This window comes from Halobacteriovorax sp. GB3 (assembly GCF_028649655.1).
In the GTDB taxonomy this organism is placed as follows: Bacteria; Bdellovibrionota; Bacteriovoracia; order Bacteriovoracales; family Bacteriovoracaceae; genus BSW11-IV.
In genome coordinates this window covers 1,150,363-1,170,940 of sequence record NZ_JAQSLN010000003.1, presented here as the reverse complement: position 1 = coordinate 1,170,940, position 20,578 = coordinate 1,150,363, and the positions used below count along the sequence as shown (strand labels likewise).

At 37.9% G+C, this 20,578-nt stretch carries 18 protein-coding genes; 13 read left to right on the top strand and 5 right to left on the bottom strand.

Features of this window, described 5'->3' with window-relative positions:
* Position 1: 1 nt before the first annotated feature.
* From lptB to hpf, 3 genes are all read left to right on the top strand, one after another.
* Positions 2 to 730, top strand: a complete 729-nt coding sequence (lptB, locus tag HBN50_RS12005) for an LPS export ABC transporter ATP-binding protein (protein WP_273870320.1) — start codon at positions 2 to 4, stop codon at positions 728 to 730.
* Positions 731 to 766: 36 nt separating this feature from the next.
* Positions 767 to 2,227 (top strand): RNA polymerase factor sigma-54, encoded by a 1,461-nt coding sequence (gene rpoN / locus HBN50_RS12000; protein WP_273870318.1) that lies wholly within the window; start codon positions 767 to 769, stop codon positions 2,225 to 2,227.
* 128 nt (positions 2,228 to 2,355) lie between these two features.
* Positions 2,356 to 2,730 (top strand): ribosome hibernation-promoting factor, HPF/YfiA family, encoded by a 375-nt coding sequence (gene hpf, locus HBN50_RS11995; RefSeq protein ID WP_273870316.1) that lies wholly within the window; start codon positions 2,356 to 2,358, stop codon positions 2,728 to 2,730.
* A gap of 59 nt (positions 2,731 to 2,789) precedes the next feature.
* Here the strand turns inward: hpf and HBN50_RS11990 are convergent, their stop codons facing one another.
* Positions 2,790 to 3,293, bottom strand: coding sequence for a tellurite resistance TerB family protein (locus tag HBN50_RS11990; protein ID WP_273870311.1), 504 nt, complete (start codon positions 3,291 to 3,293; stop codon positions 2,790 to 2,792).
* Positions 3,294 to 3,473: 180 nt separating this feature from the next.
* Here HBN50_RS11990 and clpS point away from each other — a divergent pair, with 180 nt between their 5' ends.
* The 7 genes from clpS (at position 3,474) to HBN50_RS11955 (ending at position 11,715) form a co-directional block, all read left to right on the top strand.
* Positions 3,474 to 3,845, top strand: a complete 372-nt coding sequence (gene clpS / locus HBN50_RS11985) for an ATP-dependent Clp protease adapter ClpS (protein ID WP_273870308.1) — start codon at positions 3,474 to 3,476, stop codon at positions 3,843 to 3,845.
* 18 nt (positions 3,846 to 3,863) lie between these two features.
* On the top strand, positions 3,864 to 6,203 hold the full coding sequence (clpA, locus tag HBN50_RS11980; RefSeq protein WP_273870306.1) for an ATP-dependent Clp protease ATP-binding subunit ClpA: 2,340 nt from the start codon (positions 3,864 to 3,866) through the stop codon (positions 6,201 to 6,203).
* 398 nt (positions 6,204 to 6,601) lie between these two features.
* Positions 6,602 to 7,144, top strand: a complete 543-nt coding sequence (locus HBN50_RS11975) for a hypothetical protein (protein ID WP_273870304.1) — start codon at positions 6,602 to 6,604, stop codon at positions 7,142 to 7,144.
* A 338-nt stretch (positions 7,145 to 7,482) separates the two neighbouring features.
* Positions 7,483 to 8,976 carry a tRNA (N6-isopentenyl adenosine(37)-C2)-methylthiotransferase MiaB gene (gene miaB, locus HBN50_RS11970; protein WP_273870301.1) on the top strand — a complete coding sequence of 498 codons (1,494 nt, stop codon included), beginning with the start codon at positions 7,483 to 7,485 and terminating at the stop codon, positions 8,974 to 8,976.
* A gap of 89 nt (positions 8,977 to 9,065) precedes the next feature.
* Positions 9,066 to 9,683, top strand: a complete 618-nt coding sequence (locus HBN50_RS11965; protein ID WP_273870298.1) for a hypothetical protein — start codon at positions 9,066 to 9,068, stop codon at positions 9,681 to 9,683.
* Positions 9,680 to 10,726 carry an aminopeptidase gene (locus tag HBN50_RS11960; RefSeq protein WP_273870297.1) on the top strand — a complete coding sequence of 349 codons (1,047 nt, stop codon included), beginning with the start codon at positions 9,680 to 9,682 and terminating at the stop codon, positions 10,724 to 10,726. The genes HBN50_RS11965 and HBN50_RS11960 overlap by 4 nt, the downstream gene beginning before the upstream one ends.
* 35 nt (positions 10,727 to 10,761) lie before the next feature.
* The gene (locus HBN50_RS11955) at positions 10,762 to 11,715 is read left to right on the top strand and encodes a hypothetical protein (protein WP_273870296.1); all 954 of its coding nucleotides are present in this window, start codon (positions 10,762 to 10,764) and stop codon (positions 11,713 to 11,715) included.
* A 16-nt stretch (positions 11,716 to 11,731) separates the two neighbouring features.
* Here HBN50_RS11955 and HBN50_RS11950 read toward each other — a convergent pair whose 3' ends face one another.
* Positions 11,732 to 12,460, bottom strand: coding sequence for a hypothetical protein (locus HBN50_RS11950; protein ID WP_273870295.1), 729 nt, complete (start codon positions 12,458 to 12,460; stop codon positions 11,732 to 11,734).
* A gap of 155 nt (positions 12,461 to 12,615) precedes the next feature.
* Here HBN50_RS11950 and HBN50_RS11945 point away from each other — a divergent pair, with 155 nt between their 5' ends.
* A complete protein-coding gene (locus HBN50_RS11945) occupies positions 12,616 to 13,122 on the top strand; it encodes a hypothetical protein (RefSeq protein ID WP_273870294.1) in 507 nt (168 codons plus the stop codon).
* Positions 13,097 to 13,519 (top strand): hypothetical protein, encoded by a 423-nt coding sequence (locus HBN50_RS11940; RefSeq protein WP_273870293.1) that lies wholly within the window; start codon positions 13,097 to 13,099, stop codon positions 13,517 to 13,519. Before HBN50_RS11945 ends, HBN50_RS11940 begins: the two co-directional genes overlap by 26 nt.
* On the opposite strand, the gene HBN50_RS11935 is transcribed toward HBN50_RS11940, so the two are convergent.
* Positions 13,512 to 14,288 (bottom strand): hypothetical protein, encoded by a 777-nt coding sequence (locus tag HBN50_RS11935; protein ID WP_273870291.1) that lies wholly within the window; start codon positions 14,286 to 14,288, stop codon positions 13,512 to 13,514. The genes HBN50_RS11940 and HBN50_RS11935 overlap by 8 nt on opposite strands.
* Before the next feature lie 227 nt (positions 14,289 to 14,515).
* Here HBN50_RS11935 and HBN50_RS11930 point away from each other — a divergent pair, with 227 nt between their 5' ends.
* On the top strand, positions 14,516 to 15,997 hold the full coding sequence (locus tag HBN50_RS11930; RefSeq protein ID WP_273870290.1) for a hypothetical protein: 1,482 nt from the start codon (positions 14,516 to 14,518) through the stop codon (positions 15,995 to 15,997).
* Between the two features lie 19 nt (positions 15,998 to 16,016).
* On the opposite strand, the gene HBN50_RS11925 is transcribed toward HBN50_RS11930, so the two are convergent.
* Together HBN50_RS11925 and HBN50_RS11920 are read right to left on the bottom strand one after the other, a co-directional pair.
* Positions 16,017 to 17,657, bottom strand: a complete 1,641-nt coding sequence (locus tag HBN50_RS11925) for a ChaN family lipoprotein (protein ID WP_273870288.1) — start codon at positions 17,655 to 17,657, stop codon at positions 16,017 to 16,019.
* 38 nt (positions 17,658 to 17,695) lie between these two features.
* Positions 17,696 to 20,518, bottom strand: a complete 2,823-nt coding sequence (locus tag HBN50_RS11920; protein ID WP_273870286.1) for a hypothetical protein — start codon at positions 20,516 to 20,518, stop codon at positions 17,696 to 17,698.
* Positions 20,519 to 20,578: the final 60 nt, after the last annotated feature.

Here is a 20,578-nt window from a genome sequence, read left to right as displayed (position 1 = left end):
TATGGAAACTGCTTACTTAGAGGCTAAAGGCCTTAAAAAAACATACGGTGGTCGAACAGTCGTTAAAGATGTTGGACTGAAAGTAGAACAAGGCGAGGTTGTTGGCCTTCTTGGTCCAAACGGAGCGGGAAAAACAACTTCTTTTTATATGATCGTAGGGCTTGTAAAGGCCGATGAAGGAACGATTACTCTATCTGGTGATGAATTAACAGAATATCCAATTCACATCAGGGCCTTAAAAGGCGTTGGTTATTTACCACAAGAGGCGAGCGTATTTCGCGATCTAACGGTGGAAGAAAATATTTTTGCTGTATTAGAAAATAGAGCTCTTCCAAGGCAGAAAAAGAAAACACTCCTCGAAAATTTGATCGGGGATTTTGGTCTAAACCATATTCGAACTTCCAAGGGCTCTGCGCTTTCTGGGGGGGAGAGAAGAAGGGTTGAGATTGCACGAGCACTGGCATTGGAGCCTAAGTTTGTCCTTCTCGATGAGCCTTTTGCAGGTGTTGACCCATTAGCTGTAAGTGACATTCAAAATGTTATTACAGGCTTGAAAAGAAGAAATATCGGTGTCCTCATTACGGACCACAATGTTAGAGAAACTCTTGGCATTGTTGATAGAGCTTATATCATGAATAGTGGAGAGCTCTTAGTAAGTGGAACACCTGATGAAATTGTTAATAATGAGAGAGCACGGAAGTTTTATCTCGGTGAAGAGTTCAGGATGTAACTTGCATTTAATTAAAAAACCAATTTAGGTGGAATTATGGCAGTTAAAATCTCTCAAGGTCTCAAGCTAAAGCAAACGCAAAGTCTTATGATGACGCCCCAGCTTCAGCAAGCGATCAAGCTTCTTACGTTGACTCACTTAGAGATGACGGACTTGATTGCCAGTGAGATGGTAGAAAACCCAATGCTTGAAGAGGCCCAGCCTTCTGATAACGATCATCAATTAGATCGTCTAGAAAAAGAAAATGTTGAATTAAAGTCTGAAAACTTTGATGAGCCAACACTGGTAAACAAAGAAAATGATGACTTCGATTGGCAATCTTATATCGAAGCTTACAATTCAAATTCATCACAACCATCAATGGTTGGTCCAGCAACAAATGAGGACATGCCTAATTACGAGAATATTATTTCTCGTGGAATGACTTTGGCTGAGCACCTTGAGTGGCAATTAAGAATGGAAGAACTAACAGAGCAAGAAATTGATTTTGCCATGAAAGTTATCCATGAAATTAATGATGATGGTTATCTAGATGTTTCTTTTAATGAGATCCTTGCTCAGTCAAGAGATATAGAAAGAGAGACAGCACAAGAAGTTTTAGAAATTATTCAACGACTAGATCCAGTTGGTTGTGCGACAGAAAATCTTGTCGATTGCCTCTTGGCCCAAGCTCGTATTATGGAGGAGAGATCTCCTCTTTTAGAGAAAATTATTCGAGAACACTTAGATGAGCTAAAAAACCAATCTCATAAAAAGATTGCAGCTGATCTTGGGGTGAGTGAAGAGCAGGTTAGAAAGACGGCCGAACTTCTTCACCAATTTTACCCAAAGCCAGGACGTTTAGTTTCTCCACAAGATACTCACTATGTTATCCCTGATATTTATGTTGTTCAGGTTGGTGGAGAGTATGTTGTACAGGTTAATGACGATGGTGTTCCACGCTTAAGAATTTCTCAACTCTATCAATCAATGCTCAATAAAAATGAGACAGAAGCCGATAAAGAAGCGAATCGATTTGTACAAGATAAGCTTAAATCAGCTCTTTGGCTTATTAAATCAATTCATAATAGACAGAAGACAATTGAAAAAGTTTCGAAGTCTATCGTACGTCAGCAACAGCAATTTTTTAAGAAAGGGCCTAAGTTTTTAAAGCCGATGACTCTTAAAAATATTGCCAATGAAATTGGAATGCACGAATCGACTGTCTCGCGTGTGACGACAAATAAGTACATGCACACGCCAATTGGAGTCTTCGAATTAAAGTATTTCTTTAATAGTGGACTTGGTGGAAAAGACGGTGGAGTAGATATTTCAAGTGAGGTATTGAAGCTCAAGATTAAGGAATTAGTCGAGGCGGAAAGTCCTAAGAAACCGCTATCTGATCAAAAAATTGCCGACCTTTTGAGTCGCGATGAGGTCAAAGTAGCGAGAAGGACTGTAGCCAAGTATCGCGAAATGCTTGGAATTCCGTCATCATCAAAACGTAAAGTAAAATAGAAAACAGCGATGTAGTCTAGTTATCGGGCAAGGAGGTTCAGAGAAAGACGAAGTCTTTTAAGGGACAGAGTTTTATTTAATTCACACTTTTTTGGTACGTTTTCGGGACGTTAAGGAGAATTTTTTTTATGAAGGTAACAATTAGCTTTAGACACTTAGATCACACACCAGCACTTGACGAGAGAATTCACGAGAAGTCTAAAAAGCTGGAAAAATTTCTAGGTGGACGTTCTAACATTAGATGGAGCTGTTACGTTAAGCAGGGAAATCACTACGCAGAGGTTGAACTTACGGGACCAAATTATAGTTACCATGCAGCCGCACATACAGATAGCCTATACAAATCGATTGATAAGGTTATGACGAAGATTGAAAAACAACTTCAAAAGAAAAAAGAAAAAGTTAAAGGTAGAAGAAAAAATAACGGACACGAATTGCAATGTAATGATCCTGAAATGGCCTGGGCAGATTATGACGAGGACTACTTTCAGGATGTCGCTTAATAATCCTTTTTTTTGACTCGCAAAAGGAACCAGTAAAAATGCACCGAATGGTGCATTTTTTATTTTAAAGACTTCAAAGATTCCATAATTGTCGCACGAGCCGCGATAAAGTGCTTCTTCTCTAGATTGAGAGAATTAGAAATATAGTGAATTTCATTACTCTCATTAATATCCACAGATCCATCACTAGCAGCAATTGAAAAGAGAGTTATGAGAACTTCATATCTTTGATCGATATTGCATCGATCGACGAGTGGGCGGCAATAGTCTCTCGTATCGAGACCTTGAAACTCTTTCATTTCTTTAATGGCCATTTTGGTAATAATCAAGGCCTTCTGTCCATCGAGTTTAACCCACTTCATGAGTGAGCTTTTCATTTGCTCAATTTCTGTTTCAGAGACGTTGAAATCCACATGGGCAACGCGTGCCATCAGTCCTGCAAGACAGGCGAGGAAAACCAGTTCATCTTCTTCACTATCAGGAAAATTGTCGATTAATTTCTCATGTAGGTTATTTAAATGGGGTGTTTTATCTTGTGATTTAAAGAGGTCCCAAAAACTCATTATTTATCCTTTATTAGACTTAGGCTTTCATTTTACTCTTTTAGAGGAGCTTATCAAGTTTTGGCATAATGAAGTTTATTGAGTTTTTGTTAATTTAAGAGGTTGAAATCTATTAGACTTCCTTGAAATCCCTTGGCAATAAAAGGATAATAGAGGGAGACGTAATGAAATGGAGAAAAAATGATTGCAGGCAGTTCAAATGACAACCTTGACGAATGGAAAATCGACCCCATCTTAGGTGAAGAAGGTGAGGAGTCTGGAGAAACTGGTGTTGTCACGATAGAGCGCACGAGATTTAAAAGACCTCAAAGATATAAAGTTCTTCTTCATAATGATGATTATACGACAATGGAGTTTGTTATTTATATTCTTCAAAAAGTATTTGGAAAGCACTATGAAGAGGCCAAACAAGTTATGTTAGATGTTCATCAAAACGGTCGAGGAGTTTGTGGGGTATATACCCACGAGATTGCCGAGACGAAGATGACAAAAGTTAAGCAAGAAGCTAAAGAAAATGGACATCCGCTCAAGTGTTCTATGGAACCTGAGTAGGAAAAAATAAGGAAAACTATGTCTAAAAAATTAGAAATCATTATTAACGAGGCCATTAAAAAAGCCAATGAACTACGTCATGAGTATTTAACTCTTGAGGGTGTTCTTTTGGCGATGCTCGATGATGAGGAAGTTATCGATGTCCTCAAGGCCTGTGGAGCAGATCTTAAAGAAATTGAGATCGAGCTTATGCAGTTTCTTGATGATGCAACCAACTTTAGTATTCTCTCTGACTCTCAGATTCAGGAGTTAAGCGAAAAGCAATTTGTAGATGAAGAACTCAGAAAATTAGCAGCGGATAGTGGAATCCAGTATCAACCAGAGATCTCACTTTCTCTTCAAAGAGTCATTCAACGAGCTGCCATTCATGTTCAGTCTGCAGGCAAGAGGCAAATCAAAGGGATTAATCTATTGGTTGCCCTTTTCCAGGAAAAAGAGAGTTTTGCCCTATACCTTCTTCATAAGCAGGGCATAGAGCGCTTTGATGTTGTTAAAGCAATTGCCCATGGTGTTGATGAGCCAATCACCTCAGAAGCAGATGAAGTTGACTTAATTGAGCATGAAGCTGAAGAGGGAGATTCTCATAAGAAGAAAAAAGAAACGGCTCTTGAAGAGTTTTCAATTAACTTAAATAAACTGGCTGAGAAAAATAAGATTGATCCTTTAATTGGAAGACAAGAGGAGATCACTCGCATTATTGAAACTCTTTGTCGCCGCCGCAAGAATAATCCTCTTCTCGTGGGGGAAGCCGGTGTTGGGAAGACTGCAATTGCTGAAGGACTTGCCTTTGCAATCGTCAATGATGCGGTTCCTGAAGTTTTAGAGGGAACAACGATCTTTAGTTTAGACATGGCCGCTCTTTTGGCCGGAGCTAAATTTAGAGGAGACTTCGAGCAAAGACTTAAAGGGGTTATTCGCGAGTTAGAAAAAAGAAATGACCGTGGAGATAAGACGATCCTCTTTATTGATGAAATCCACACTGTGATGGGAGCGGGAGCAACGACTGGTGGAAGTATGGATGCATCCAATCTTCTAAAGCCAGCTCTTTCTGCGGGAAGAATTCGTTGCATGGGTTCAACAACGCACGAGGAATATAGAAAATTCATTGAAAAAGATCATGCTTTTTCACGAAGATTTCAAAAGATTGATATCGATGAACCTTCAATTGAAGATACATATAAAATTCTAAAAGGATTAAAACCACGTTTTGAAGAGCACCACGGAGTGAAATATCCTAATACAGTTCTCAAAGCTGCGGTTGATTTAGCTGAAAAGTATATCAGCGACAGGAAAAATCCAGATAAATCTCTGGATGTCATCGATGAAGCGGGTGCGAGAATTCAACTTTTACCTGCATCGAAGAGAAAATCTTCAATTTCTAAGAAGGATGTCGAGCAAGTTGTAGCAAAATTAGCTCGAATTCCAGAAGTTTCTGTTGAGTCCAATGAAAAAGTTAAGCTTAAGAGTCTCAAAGAGAACCTAGGCCTACTTATTTATGGACAAGATGAAGCCGTTTCAAAAGTAAGTGATGCCATTTTAATGTCGAGATCAGGTCTTGGTCACGAAGATAAGCCAATGGCCAGTTTTCTTTTTGCCGGTCCAACTGGGGTAGGGAAAACAGAGCTTGCAAGACAACTGGGGATTCAACTTGGAAGTCATTTAGAGCGTTTCGATATGTCGGAATACATGGAAAAACACACTGTCAGTAAGCTCATCGGAGCTCCTCCTGGCTATGTTGGATATGAAAGTGGTGGACTCTTAACTGACGCTGTAAAGAAGCATCCACACTGCATTCTCTTGCTCGATGAGATCGAAAAGGCTCACCCTGATATCTTTAATATCCTTCTTCAGGTTATGGATCATGGTGTTCTTACAGATGCTCAAGGAAGAAGTACTGACTTTAGAAATGTGGTCATCATTATGACGACAAATGCCGGTGCAAGAGAGATGGATTCTGGAAGTATTGGTCTTGGATCGAACACAAATGTGAACGTGAATCGTCGAGATCAGAGAATTAAGCAATACTTTTCTCCTGAATTTAGAAACAGACTGGACTCGATCATTCATTTTAATAAGCTTGATGATCAATTCCTTGTCCAAATTGTAGAGAAATTCTTAATGCAACTTGAGAGTAAGCTTTCTACTAAAAATGTGGAGATTGAAGTTAGTGAATCGGCTAAACTTTGGCTTGCAAAAGAAGGTTTTGATCCAAAAATGGGAGCTCGACCAATCGCTCGACTCATCGATCAGAAGCTTAAGAAGCCACTTTCGACTGAAGTTCTCTTTGGGGAATTAGAGAAAGGTGGAAAGGTTAAAGTCGATATCGTTAACGATGAAATTTCATTTCAATTTTCCTAAAAAATCATTCTGTTTTATAAAAAGATAGGCAACTTTTCGTGGCGAAAAGTTGCTCTTTTTGCCCATCGATAGGCAGTTTTAGCCTATGATTCGTTTTTGTCTTGTTAAAAATTTCACACTGTCTAAAAAATAAAAAAAAGAAAGAAAAACGAGAGGGAAGTTCATTTTTGATCGCTTTTTCTAAAAAAAAATATCGTTGTAACTTACGTTGTAGAGCTATGTTTGATTCTTTGTTCTTTTTTTTACTAAAGGAAAATTTACAATAAACCGAGATCGGAATAGAATGCAAAAACTTTAAGTGAAGTAGAATTTAAAGAGAAACACTCTTTTTTTATTTGCGTTGAAGAAAATTTGTGTTTATTCTAAAAATATAAGTGTTGAAAACCAGGAGGATGTCAATGGCTGTTAAAAAAGCAACCAAAAAAGCGGCAACGAAGAAAGCTGCTAAGAAGACAACAAAAAAAGTAGCTAAGAAAACAACTAAAAAAGCTGCGAAGAAGACTGCTAAGAAAACTGCTAAAAAAGCTACAAAGAAAGTAGCTAAGAAAGCAACTAAGAAAGCAGCTGCTAAGAAAACTGCAAAGAAAACTACTAAGAAAGTAGCTAAGAAAGCAGCGAAGAAAACAGCAAAGAAAGCGACAAAGAAAAAAGTTGCTAAGAAAGCAACTAAAAAAGTAGCTAAGAAAGCGGCCAAGAAAACTGCTAAGAAAGCTACAAAGAAAAAAGTAGCTAAGAAAAAGGTAGCAAAAAAAGCTACTAAAAAAGCAGCGAAGAAGACAGCTAAGAAAGCTACAAAGAAAAAAGTAGCTAAGAAAGCGACTAAAAAAGCTGCAGCAAAGAAACCAGCTGCTAAAAAAGCTACAAAAAAAGTAGCTAAAAAAGCTGCAACTAAGAAGCCTGCTGCTAAAAAAGCGACAAAAAAAGCTGCTAAAAAGAAGTAATTCGATTTAGAAAAGAGCCCCGATTCTTATCGGGGCTTTTTTTTTTGCCAAAATCTCCGTCATACCCACAGGTCTTTTTTACATCTCATATTCATAACTATTTAAAATAACATTGTTATTGGGCAGGATTTATTTGTGTGTAGCAAAAAAAACGTTGCCAGTAATTAATAATATTGGTAACTTGCGCCAAATTCTATAATACCTTTTTTAGATCGCCAGATTTTATAACTGAGAACGAATGAAAGAGGGGACCAAAATGACATATCCATACACTCTATGGACCTATTTCTTTTATGTTCCTATTTTCAAATTCTCATTTTCTGGCCTTGGAGTGAAAAATGAGTGAATTAAATCCAACAGGTCTTGGGCTAAGAGATTCAAGTGGACCAAAAGAAGAGTGGTTCAAAGATGATTCGACTGGAGAAAGTCTGGTTCGTATGGGGGATCTTGTTTTCCCTCCTCGAAAAGTTTGGATCAAGACTTTTGGTTGTCAAATGAACTACCATGACTCTGAAAGATTACTCTCTCACCTCAAGAATCTAAACTTCACCCAAACTGAAGTTGTTGAAGATGCAGATCTCGTTCTGTTCAACACATGTGCTGTTCGTGACCTTGCTAATAATAAGTTCTATTCTCATCTTGGAAATCTTAAGCATCAAAAGAAAGAGAATAAAGGACTTGTGATTGGTGTTGGAGGTTGTGTTGCTCAGACAGAAGGGAAAGATCTCATTAAAAAATACCAGCATCTCGACTTTGCCTTTGGTCCAGACACAATTGATTCAATTAACGATATGGTCTTTAGAACTTATGCCGGAGATAGTAAGTTCTCTGTAAATTCTTGGGACAGATCGAGTGATTTCTCAATCGACACTAAGATTACTCACGGAACTCCTCAGGCCTTTGTTAATATCATCAAAGGATGTAACAAGTACTGTACTTACTGTATTGTTCCTTATACTCGCGGGAAAGAGCGCTCTCGTCGCCTGCAAGAAGTCTATGATGATGTGAGAAAGCTCGTTGAGTACTCAGGAATTCAAGAAGTCATGCTTCTTGGTCAAAATGTTAACTCATATGGAAAAGAGAATAATGAATCCCTTGCTGAACTTATTATGAAGCTTGAGGATGTTAATGGATTAGAGCTACTTCGCTATACGACTTCACATCCTTATGATGTTTCCGATGAACTTATCGCCGCTCACGGTGAAGCGAAGAAGCTTTCTCGCCATCTCCACCTACCTGTTCAATCAGGATCGGCAACTGTTCTTCAGAGAATGAACAGAGAATATACTCCAGAGCACTATCTTGGTCTTCTTGAAAAACTAAGAAAGGCCAACCCTGATATCGTTTTATCAACAGATATTATCGCTGGTTTTGTTAATGAAACGGAACAAGAGCACCAGGCAACACTTGATTTACTCGATAAGGCTCAATTCGATTTTATCTACTCATATGCTTATTCTGAAAGATCGAAAACGAGAGCTTCTCGTTGGGAAGATCACCTGACTGATGATATTCGTGGAGCAAGACTTCGTGAGATTCAGGCACACCAGCTAAAAATTCAGGCGAATATTAGAGCAAAAATGGTTGGGAACACTTATAGAATCCTTGTTAGTGGTAGCAATATCTTCAAGGGCGAAAAGAAGTGGAAAGGAAGAACAAATTGTAACCGTATCATTCACTTTCTACCTGAAACAGATGAGCAAAACCTTAAATGGCACTGGGCAGATGTTCGTGTCACGGAGGCGACGGCCCTTTCTTGCCAAGGTGAACTTGTAAAGGACTGGGGAAGAAGAGCTCCAAAAGGCGAGAGCGTCGACTATAAACTCTGGTAATTTCGATTTAAATCTAGAATAAACTTCATTTAGGGGCACGTTTTTGCCCCTTTTTTATTTCTGCTTTTTAAAAAATGTAGAATAGATTCATGAAAACTCTGAAGACTATTCTATTTATCTCTCTTTTAATCTCAAGTTCACAGGCCTTTTATGAATTAGACGGTCAATTTAGCTACGATAAAAAAACTTATGGAACGGAAAGACAGAACAAGAGTACTTCGCGTGCTTACTTTGTGAGTTTCGCTTCTTACTTCTTTTCTTTGACGGCACTTGAGTTTAATTACTCTACTTCAAAAGATATCGAGACAAATAATACGGAGACAAAGTTAACGGGAACCGATTTCACAAGAGTCTCTGAACAGTCCAACGTTGAGAGTGAATACTTTGGTATTGGTCTTCGTCAGGCCTTTGCAGGGAAGGACTCCTTTCTCATTCCAACACTAAGCCTTGGGTATGCTCGCCAATTTGCAACTTACTATAGTTCACAGACCTATCGAAACGATACGGGAGGAGCTGATATTTTCATCGAAGGTGAAAAAGTTAAGACGAGAGAAGACTCCATTTTTGGAACTTTCTCATTAAAACTGAAATTAACAAAGCTTCTTTCAATCACAGGATCTATTAAAACACTCTTTCCGGCCGATGATTTCAATAAGGCCAAGGACTACATCAAGTACACTGCAGGGTTTACTTGGATGTTTCAATGATTAGAGTTCTCCTTTTTTGTTTGCTTCTCACTTCTTGTGCCAAAATGTCCTACCTCTACGAACAGGGGAGTGGTCAACTTGGATTACTTTGGAATGCTAAGAAAAATGATGAGCTCTTAAGTGATCCCTCAATTCCGAGCGAAGTAAAAAGTAAAATTAGAAACGTTCAAAAATATAAAGGGCACTTTTATTCTTACTTTGATCGCCAACCAAGTAAGATTTATTCCAAAACAACTCTTTTAGAGCAAAAAGCTGTAACCTATTTAGTAATTACCTCTCCATATGATCGTATATCGGCCCAGGAGGAATGTTTCCCGTTTATGGGATGTTTTCCATACCTTGGTTTTTATGAGCTTAAATCGGCTAAAAACTATGCTAGAGAGCAAGAATTAAAAAAGGGATATGTTAGTTACATTCGTCCCGTTTATGCGTATTCAACTTTGGGTTACTTTACGGATACAATTCTCTCTTCTTTTTTTGAATTTGATGAATTCGAATTGGGGGAATTAATCTTTCATGAACTTTTTCATACGATTTTCTTTATTAAAAATGAAGTTGAGCTTAATGAGTCTTTAGCAAATTACTTTGGAAAGGAAATGGCCATAGAGTTCTTTGCTCTAAAAGATAATGAAAAGAAGGACTTAGAAAGGCAAAGAGAAAATAGAAAAGACCTTTCTAGAGAAATTGTCACTCTCGCACAACAATTAGATCTTCTTTTAAAAGAGAAGAAATTTAGTAAGCGAGAGGATGCTGTTAACTTTACTGAGAATTTTGTAAAGACAACTTTCAATCCTAGGATTTCGAAAAAGTGCCAGGACCTTGGATTGAAAAAGTGTTCGGCCTTAAAAAGAGAGTGGAATAATGCCTCTTTTGCAGCTTATATGACTTATGAATCTGAAAGCGAAAGAATTCATCAATTGCGTCTGAAAAAAGGTCTAAATCTTAAAGACTACTTCACATTTATTGAAAGTGAGTATCAGCTTTTCAAGAAATCTTCTAAAGATAAGAGTTTTTCTGCTTTTCTCTTCAAAAACCTTGAGTGATTCAGCTAAAATAGCTCCTTGAAATAAGGAGTTTTATGAAAACAAAAGTTAAGCATATTCTTTTTCTCGATCCCATTTCGAAGCTCGTTGTTAAAAAAGACAGCACTCTCATGTTAGCGCTTCAAATGAAAAAGCGTGGCATTGATGTTTCTCTTCTTTTTGAAGAAGATTTCTTCTGCCAAAACCGCGAAGTCTCCAATATTAAAGTTTATGATTTTGAAGGCGAATTTGAGGGGGAGGGACCTTACTTAAGTCACTTTACTTTAAAAGAAGCCAAAAAAATAAAGGTTAGTCCTGGAGATGTTCTCCACATGCGTTTGGACCCTCCCTATGATTCTCGCTATCAAAGATATCTGTGGATGTTGAAAACATGGCAAAAACAAGGGGCCAAAGTTATTAATGCTCCAGTTGGTATCATGGCCTTTAATGAGAAACTTTACGCTTATGAGCAAGAAGAATCCCTCGATACATTTGTTGGTGCTTCACTAAGTGCTTTTAAAGAGTACAGTGAAAGGCTAGAGACAATAGAAGAATTCATTATGAAACCGCTGGATCTCTACCAAGGGCTTGGGGTTGAAAAGATAAAAAGAGACTCTTCTCTGTATGATCATTTTGAAAGAAAGGTGCAAGAGAGTGGTGGTGCCATTGTCGTTCAGCCTTTTGTTAAAGATGTCGCTAAGGGCGAGATTCGCTCTCTCTTTTTCAAAGGGATTGAGCTTGGAACGATTCTAAAAGTTCCAAAAGAAGGGGAGTTCTTGGCCAATATTGCTCAAGGGGCGAGCTATCACTCGGTTGAATTGAATGAAGTTCAAAGAAAGGCCTGCGAGAGGATTTGCTCCGAGCTCATGGACTTTGGTGTTCCTTGGGTTGCTTTTGATATTTTAGGCGACAATGTAAGCGAAGTGAACATCACTTGTCCTGGACTTCTTGTTGAAGTTTCAAAGGCCGTTTCGAAGAATCTTGCCGATAAAATTATTGATCTCTTATAAAAAAAAGCGCTACTTTCTAGTAGCGCTCACCTGGTAAGTCTTTTGTATAGTCAGTTGAAAATTGCAGTTTAAAGCGCATACAACCTTCATCGATATGGGCCACAACTGGGCAATAGGCCGAGTTGTTTTGGCAGTGGTAATCAGATGAAATATTGGTTACTTCAAGCACTAGTGGCTCATTGGATATCGGAGGGTTGTTAAAAACTTTAACTTTAGAAACTTGATCGACACCCACTTGATCAAAAGTATGAGTTTGAATACACGATCCTTCTGGGTGACGTAGACAAACTGAAACGCTGAGTTTGCTATAAGAGTCATTGTACTTACATCTATTACCATGAGTATCATTTTGATTTTGTGGTGGGTTCTCTAAAACGACAACGCGAACATTAAAAGTAGAATCTGTTCTAAAAATCTCTCTATCAACAGAAGCTAAATCTCTTTGAGAAGACCACATAATTCCATTTGTATAAGTCGATGCGTATCTATTTGGACTAAAAGTTCCGTGTAAAATGAGCTCAAGGCTATAATATTCCGCTGTCGCATCACCATTATCGAGTCCTGGCTCACTACCTGGGTCCGTATCATCACTTGTTGAATCCCCCCCGCTAGAAGAATCTCCATTATCGGTTGGTGAAGTGATCGTCGTCGAAGACTTACTACTTTTAGAGACTTTCTTCGTTAGACAACCGGTTAGGGAAGCGAGAAGAACTAAAACGGTGAATAGAGTCATTGTTTTTTTCATATTAAAACCTACCTCAACTCTAATATCGGACTAATAGATAAGAAACTTTAACATAGAGTGGGTTTTTCTCGATAAAAACGATCAGGTAAACAACTATTAGATAATTTAAGGTAAAATTTCTTTGATTTTCTCACTGTGGTTGCTAAAATTTTATTGTGAAAGTTAATGATATAAAAAAAAGAATCACATCTTTTTCAACTGAACTATACCCCTTCGCTTACGCTTTGATTCCTGATGATCTTCAGGCCCAGCAGTTAATCGTCGATGGCATTGCATTTCTCTTTGCTGATAGAGACTCCAAAGCGCGTCTTATCAACTTAGTTGAGGTTGAAGATTTTGAGATGTCTCAAAAAGAAATCTATGAAATAAAAAAAGTTGTAATGAAGGTTATCTATGGTCTTGCCACCAAGAGATTCATTCAATTGCAGCCAACTCTAAATTTTGGAGAGCATGGCGCTTTTTATGCTTTGGAAGCAAAGCAGAGGGCGGTTCTCTTCTTAATGCAAAAATTTGGACTTGATAGTCAAGAAGTCGCTTCAATTATTAATTTAACTAAGCTTGAAGTGACGACCCTGTATTTCGACTCAAAGAATAAATTGAGTGGTTTTCTTGGGACTAAGGAGGGCGCAAATCTCTATGGACATGCAATCCAGCACAATTAATTCTAAAAAGTCATGTATTCACTCTCGATCACTTTCGACCTTGCTCCAACAAGAAGACTCTGAAAGGGGAAATTTCTTAAGAGGGCACATCGTATCTTGTTCTTTTTGCCAAAAAGAAATGAAACGTCTTCAAGAAGATATGGCCGTGGTGGAAAGGGCGATCCCTTTTTATTTACTGCCAGATGATATGAAAGATTCGATGAATCTTGAGCTTGATCAAGTGACTTCTGCTCTTGATAAGCATTTTCAGCATGAGAAGAAAATCAAAAGACAGAGAAATTATCGTTTTACCCTTGGGATTTTTAAAGATTTAGGTCTTTCATTTTTTAGACCATCGACTTTGTTTACGATTTTTCTAGGTGCGGGAATTATCGCTTATAAGACATACTTCAATTAATTCTTAGACTAAAGTGGATTGTCATCGTTTCCTGATTACCAAAGAAGCTTTTTGGAGGATTGGGAAGTGCCTCGATGGCCTTAAGCGTTCTTTCAAAGAGTGAGTAAACTCCTTGTGAGTCTGACATCTGAGACTTCGGAATATAAATACTAACGAGATCTCCTCTTTTATCAAAAGTCGCTCGACCAGTGATGTAGTGCTTTTGCTCTTCAATTTCAGATTTTAGCCCAGGGTTTTCTGTTAAGAGTTCAAAGTAGGAGCTGACAAGTGAATTGACATATTTTTCATAGGTTCTTTTGATGAAAGAGTAGTAGATTTTATCAAAACTATTAAATTCATCTTCGCTAATCCCCTCGGGTGGCATAAATTGAGGGACTAGAAATTTGTTTGAGAGAACTCTCTTTGCCTCAGATGTTTGCTGGGCCTTATTATAGACTTCGCTGCTGAGCTGGTTACCAGGAGTAATTTTCTTCTTTCCATAAGTTGTTTTAAATTTTGCGGGACTTCCTTGCTTTTTCTTTTCAACTTGTACTTTCTTGAGTTTTTTAATCGTTTTCTTCTGGGGTTGAAACGAACTAAAGTCTAGTTGCTGGTCTTTTTTAGATTCCTGTTTTGGTATAGGGCGAAAGTGTTTAATGGGTGAGTCTTTTTTTCCAAGAATTTTGGGTTTGTTTATGACTTTGATACTTGGTTTTTTTGGAGAAGATGGAGCTTTTTGGTTGGGAACATTGATATAAGAAAAATAAGCAATGACAAATCCGTGGAGCAAAAGAGAAGCCAGGACGGATAAGGTACTTATATCGATATTAATTGAAACTTTATTTCGGTTCTCCATCAGTCTTATTGTGACTTTTCAGGTACTTATTGGAAAGGCATTTTTATCCCTTTCTTGACTGCTAAAGGGGGAATTGTGAGAATTGGAAGAGGTGTTTTGCGTTTTGACGCGAGCCTAATGAATTATCAATAGGTTATATGGATTTAGCCGAAGGAAATCATATGAAAGACGTTTTGGGGAAAACGAAAGTTTTAAAGCCGTTTGCAATAATTGGCCTAACGGTAGGACTTTTGGGCTCAACGTACAGTGTCTATCAGACATCAGATAAGCTTAAAAAAGCTTCCGTCTTAGAGGGCGGGGTTCAAACATGTTTTAATCGTGTGAATCAATCTTATACGGCAAGAATGCTAGGTGATAAGTACTCCCCATACTTAGAAGCTGCTTTTACAAATGTTACTGAAGAGTGCATGGCCGATGTTATTGCTGCCTATGAAGACAATTTGGCCGAGCATATTGATAAAGTTGGTAAAAAACTTAATGGCCTTGCCAATGATGTTCATTGGTTTCATACAAAAGTTCTCAAAGCAGAGTCTAAGGCACTTGTTGCTGGAGTGAGCATTAATGAATTTGGTCCTCGCTTTCAGAGAATCGAACAAGGGAAGTCTTCTGTCCTTGAGAGTCTCGACTCTTTCAAAGTTAAACTAAGTGAAGTTCTTTCGAACTTAAAAGTAACGTTCTTTTCACTGGCCTTTCTTCTTCCACTTCTTCTTTTATGGGAAGTTCTTGAGAGAAGAAATCTTAAAGCTAAAAATAGAGAAATTGAAGATGAAGCTCTTGGAGAACTCTCTTCAGAAGATTTTACAACTGATTCTAAAGTTGAAGACATTATTAAGACGGCCCTCAATCAAAACGAGCTCATCTATTGTTCTAAGCTTTTTTCTAAATATAATTCAGATATTCAGAGAAAAGTTAAGTCACTTAATCTTTCTGACAAAGTTGGAAAAGTTGAGCTTCTTAAAGGTTCAAAAGAAGAAGTTGAAGCTCAAATTGAAAGAATCTGGCAAGAGACGGATGGTATCCAAGCACAAGCGAATGCTGAATACGAGATTGACCAAGAATATACTGTTGATGACTCTTCAGAAGAGTTAAGATGTTCTCTTGATACAGTTTCTTCAAAAGTCGTCGACCATCTCTCTAATAAACTTCTCGCTGAAGGTGTTCGTATTGAACTTCAAGGTGAGGGAGATCTCTTTGTAAAAGCTGACGAAGAAACTCTTGAGCAGGTGATCTACCAATCACTTCTCTATGCAATTAAAGCATCACAAGAGGGAAGTGCTGATAAGAGAGTAATCGTTGAGGGAAGAAAACTTGGAAGCCTTATCGTAACAGATATTCAATGTTATGGACGTGGATTTGATGAGCAATTTCTAAATTCTCACAAAGGTCTCAAGGATAATTCATCAGAGATGCCGCTGGCACTTCAATTAACTGAAGAGTTTATCTCTGAAGTTGGTGGAAAGGTTCAGTACGACAATATTATGGAGAGCTCTGAAGTCGTAGGACTTCGAATGAAGATCACGCTTCACGCTGCTGCTAGCGACAAACCATATGCTGTCGAGCAAGACCAAAAAGAAGTCCGCCTCGTTAATGTGACGAAGGGGACAAAAAGAGAGCTCATGGAGCAGTTGAAACAATCAATTTAATAAATTTCAAACCCTCTTCTTAGAAGAGGGTTTTTTTTGCTTTTCTATAGCTTGTTCTAGGTAAGATAACGTGAATGAGCTTCTCAAATTCTTCAGGACAAAATTTAAATGAGAAGAGGGTATCGAGAACGATCTGCGTTTTCTGGTGGTCTCTATGAAAGATCTCTTCGAAGAAATCATCGGCCATAAGGTAGCCAATCTTTCTCGCAACGAGGAAAGTATCAAGGATGTTTACACCATTAAAGATATCTGTTGTCTTTGTTTTAGAGTCGATAACACGAAGACAGAGTCGAAGTATTTTCTTGTCGTAAGCACTTGTCTTCTTATTTCGAAGACACTTTAAAAAGTCTTGGTAGCGATCACATTTTCTATAGGGATTAATAATCTTGGAAGAAAAATAACCCATGAAAGATTGGTAGCAGAAGAAGATAAATTTTGTATATTGTCTTGTTCCGATCAGGCAATCGTCTTCACTTTTCTGTTGCTTGTGAAGAAGCTGAAGATAGAGGTGAACACCGGCGAGATAGGCCAGTCGGTTGATTGAATAGCTTGGGCAGTAGTAATTCTTAGTTCCAGGAATTCGAAACGAGCGGTTTCTCGTTAACAACTTGAGGTAGAATGACTGGAGAGTCTTTGAATCAAGTCCCTGAACTTTCTTTTGAACAAACTCTAGTCTCTCATGGTCATAGAGATTGAAGTCCTCAATATCTGAAGAGGATAGCTCTAATTTCAATGTCGAGTTCAACTGATCTGCTATAAAGACAAAGTTATCCATAGCATTGCTATTAAAAGTGAAGACACCCGTTTCCATGATAAATTCGTGGATATCAAATTCTGGATCTTCACCAAGATGTTCAAACCAATAAATCATACTCTCGTATTTAATCCAAGGAGGAGAGGTTTGAAGGGCAAACTCATTATTGGAGAATTTGACGAGGCGATCTGTACCACCTTTCGTATTAGCAATATTCCAATAAACAGAGTCTAAATTTTGGTGAATGATCGTTTGGTGAACATTTCCATTAAGTTCGACAAGTGTATCGTTTGGAAGTTTATCAGGTAGAATATGATATTCTCCAAAGAGCACAAGGATCTTTTTATCAGGGGCTTTTTTATGAATCTTTGCTAGAATCTTTGCTGCAAAGCGATCTCTCTTTTTAAGATTTCCATCAGTATTAAGTCCATAGATTTTAATCTTATACTTCTTTGCAAGTTCAAAGAATTGTCGATAATAAGTCCAAGGAAATCTCCATGATTCTCGGTATTGAATCGACTCTAGAAATTCTAATTCTGTTAATTGACCGGCCAAGAAGCTATCAATCATCTGTTGATTTTTTTGATGGATAAATTCAACACCAAGAACGTAGCCACTATTATTCTTTGCTAAAACTTTTATGAGTCTTTGCAAGTTTCTACTGGACTGGTCAAAAGTATGAAAATCCCCAAGATAAATGATATGCGAATGATTGATCGATTTAAGAAGAGTTTCAAACTTGCAGGGAGAAAAAGGTTTTTTCTCATAGAGCTCTTGGTCTTTGCGATAAGAAATAAGCTCTTTTGAAACGGTACCCTCTAAGGATTCTGCCTTAGATTTAAGGTTTGAATAGATCGTTTTCTGTAGTTTTCCAAGCTCTAGGTTCTTGGACTTTTGGGCACCCATATATCTATTGTAATCTGTTTTTGATAATTTAAAAGAGATTAATGAGTCGAAATTTGTTGAGAAAGAATCTGACCGATTAATTGATCTGTTGTCGTATGAACAGTTGAGATTGTTTTAGTCATAAGATCGTAGTTATCAACTATCGAACTAAGTTCTTCGATAGAAGGAACTCTAAGACCTTGAATGATACTTGAGACTTTCGTTCCCTTTGCTCCAGAGAGGACAAAGTGAATGAAACCTAGCATAACAGGTTCAGAGAAAATCTTAAGGATGCAATTATCCATTGATGTATAGATCTCAAGACAGTCATTATCGCCCTCTTTAGAGAGGGAGACATCATAGAGAGGCGCGTGAATATCACTTGGATCTTTTGCCTCAATTGATAGGTAAACCTCTTTGTTATTTGGGTAAACCGGAACTGTCTCTAGGCGACAGAGAGGTTCTTTAATAAGAGGATTGTAGAAGTTTACATCGTGCTCTTGTAAGCTTTGAAGGCAAGCCTCTAGGTGGTATTTAAAATTAGAAAGAAGACTTAGGCTATGCCATGGGTACTTTTGTCCAATTGAATGAAGATATTGCTTTGTATCTGAAAAGCTAGACTCAATATCTCTTGGGTGAGAGTTAAGAAGTTCTTGCTGATCAATCTGTAAGAAATTAAGTGTCGGAGCAAGGTGCTTTGGTAAGAAGCTATTATCCATAAAGAATTTAGGGATCAAAAGAGCTCTTAGCTTTGACTTAATTTTTGTTAGCCCGCCATTGAGCGAGAGTTGTACAACCTGGTTTCCAATAGGAGTGTTGAAGAACTCTCTAAAGAGGTTGATATTGATATCAGCTCTTTTTGGCATTAGACCAAAATATTGGAAATAAGCCTGCCCATATTGCTCGAGCTTGGCCTTATAAAGATCAGAAGTTGTAAGTTCAATTTTAATCTGAGCTTCATTTGTGTAATCGACAATAAGAAGAAAAGGAAAGCGCTCTTCTTGTCTGAATGTAATCCCTAGAAGCTCTGAAGTGATATTCTTATTTTTTAGACTCGTCTCACTTTGTAAATTCTCAATATTGAAGAATTGATCAAATGGCACACAAGACTTCATTAAGTTTTTGAAGTAATTTGGGTGCGTTACTTGACCTTGAGCGGAAGTCGTTGAGCTAAGGAGTTTTCCTTCGAGAATGGCATCTTGATGAAATTCAAGAGTGAGATCCTCGAGTGGTTCACTTTGATAGACTGGAGTCGTTTGTGGGTTTTTCGATTCAAAGAATTGAAAGAACTCTTCAACAAATGATTGAAACTTTCCAAATAGAGATAAGTCCCCGGCCATTCTAAAGCTTAGAAGTGATTCTTTTTGAGACTTCACACTCGAGTTATAAAATGCCCTTTGGTGTGGCCTTCTCTTTGTTAAAACGTAGAGGAAGTTTGGAATTTCACCTCTTCCTTTAAGGTCTTCAAGGTTGAAATTTGCTTCGACTTTATATTCGAGAAGAAGCTGCTCTAGCTTTTCGCTCTGTGATGGAACAAAGAGCTTTTGATTAGAAAAGAGATAGAGATACCCATTAGAAGCCAGTTTTTTACCAAGTTGATTCACTTTCGTTAAAAGAAAGTGGTGAGGGTTTTTCTTTGGCAAGTGAACAAGGTTAATGAGAAGGCGATCATAGGCGATGTCACCATTGCTTGTTGAATCAAATAAACCAATCTGACCAATCTCATTATTTCTAGAAGATGAAATCTTCTGCTTGTAGACGTTGCAGATCATTGAAACAGGATTGTGTCCTTGTTTATCAGCAAGATCGACAAGAAAGCTTAAAAAGTGAAGCTCGTGACAAATTTTTAAGAAGCTACCTTCTTGATAATTGTCTCCAATAAAGTCAGGGCAAAGAAGCTCTCGCCATTTGAATTGACTGTTGTGTTCTTGGGCGAGCCAGTGAGCTCCCGATAGAGACTGAAGATAATCGCCACTAAAGAATGTATTGAGCGCTTTTACTTGTTGCGAATTGCTGTTAAGGGCACCTATTTTTCTATTTTCTACCCATGCTGGGAATTCAATCATTAATTGATTGAGAAAGAGACCAAATGATCTCGTAGAAAGAGAGTGGGAGAAGTTATCCCTTGGGTTGTAGTGTCCAAGGTTAAAAGTCTCTGGTCTGCATAATTTAAGAATTTCAGCGAGGCTGATCTTCTCGATTTGAATCACTGTTTCGTGAATTGTTTCTTTAAGGCGACTCGCAGGTCTATACCAACTGTATTGGTTTGTTTGGAGTGCTTCACTATCAATTTCACTCGAACTTCCTTTCTTAAAAATCTTTCTCAGACAATAGTCCGGAGTTAGGTAGTCGCTCGAAGTGATTGAGTGGCATTGGTTGTTACCAATAAGCGTAAAGAATCTGATTTTAAATAAGTAAATTGTGATGGCCCTAAAAGCGAAAACTTTTTTGAAGCTATCAATCTTTACTTTATCGCTTGAAAATGGATTCGCATATTCAGACCAAAAGTCGTTGAAGTTATCAATGGCCAGGTCATTTAGGTCCATTTCATGAGCATAAGAAAGGAATTCATTGAAAATAGCAATTTTCGTTGATCTATTTCTAGAGCTGAAGTCTTCAACTTGCTCAAGAGCATCGTCAAAGAGCTTTTCCATGAGGTTCTTAACTCGCATTGCCTCTTTGGAAAAGAGAGATTCTCCCTTCCACTCTGGAATAAGAAATTGACCAAGACTAAACATTGATTCTGATTCACAAGATAGAGGAGTATCTTCGACTTTCGCTTCTACCATTGGTGGCAGAGGCGGAAGTTCCTCACTTGTACTCTTTTTAGAGTCAGAGTCTATGTTAAGCCAGTTATTGGCCTTAAACGATTTATTATTCAAGAGGTAAACCCTAAGCACATTGCTATGCTGTTTTTAGTGTTAAAATTCCATTGAAACGAG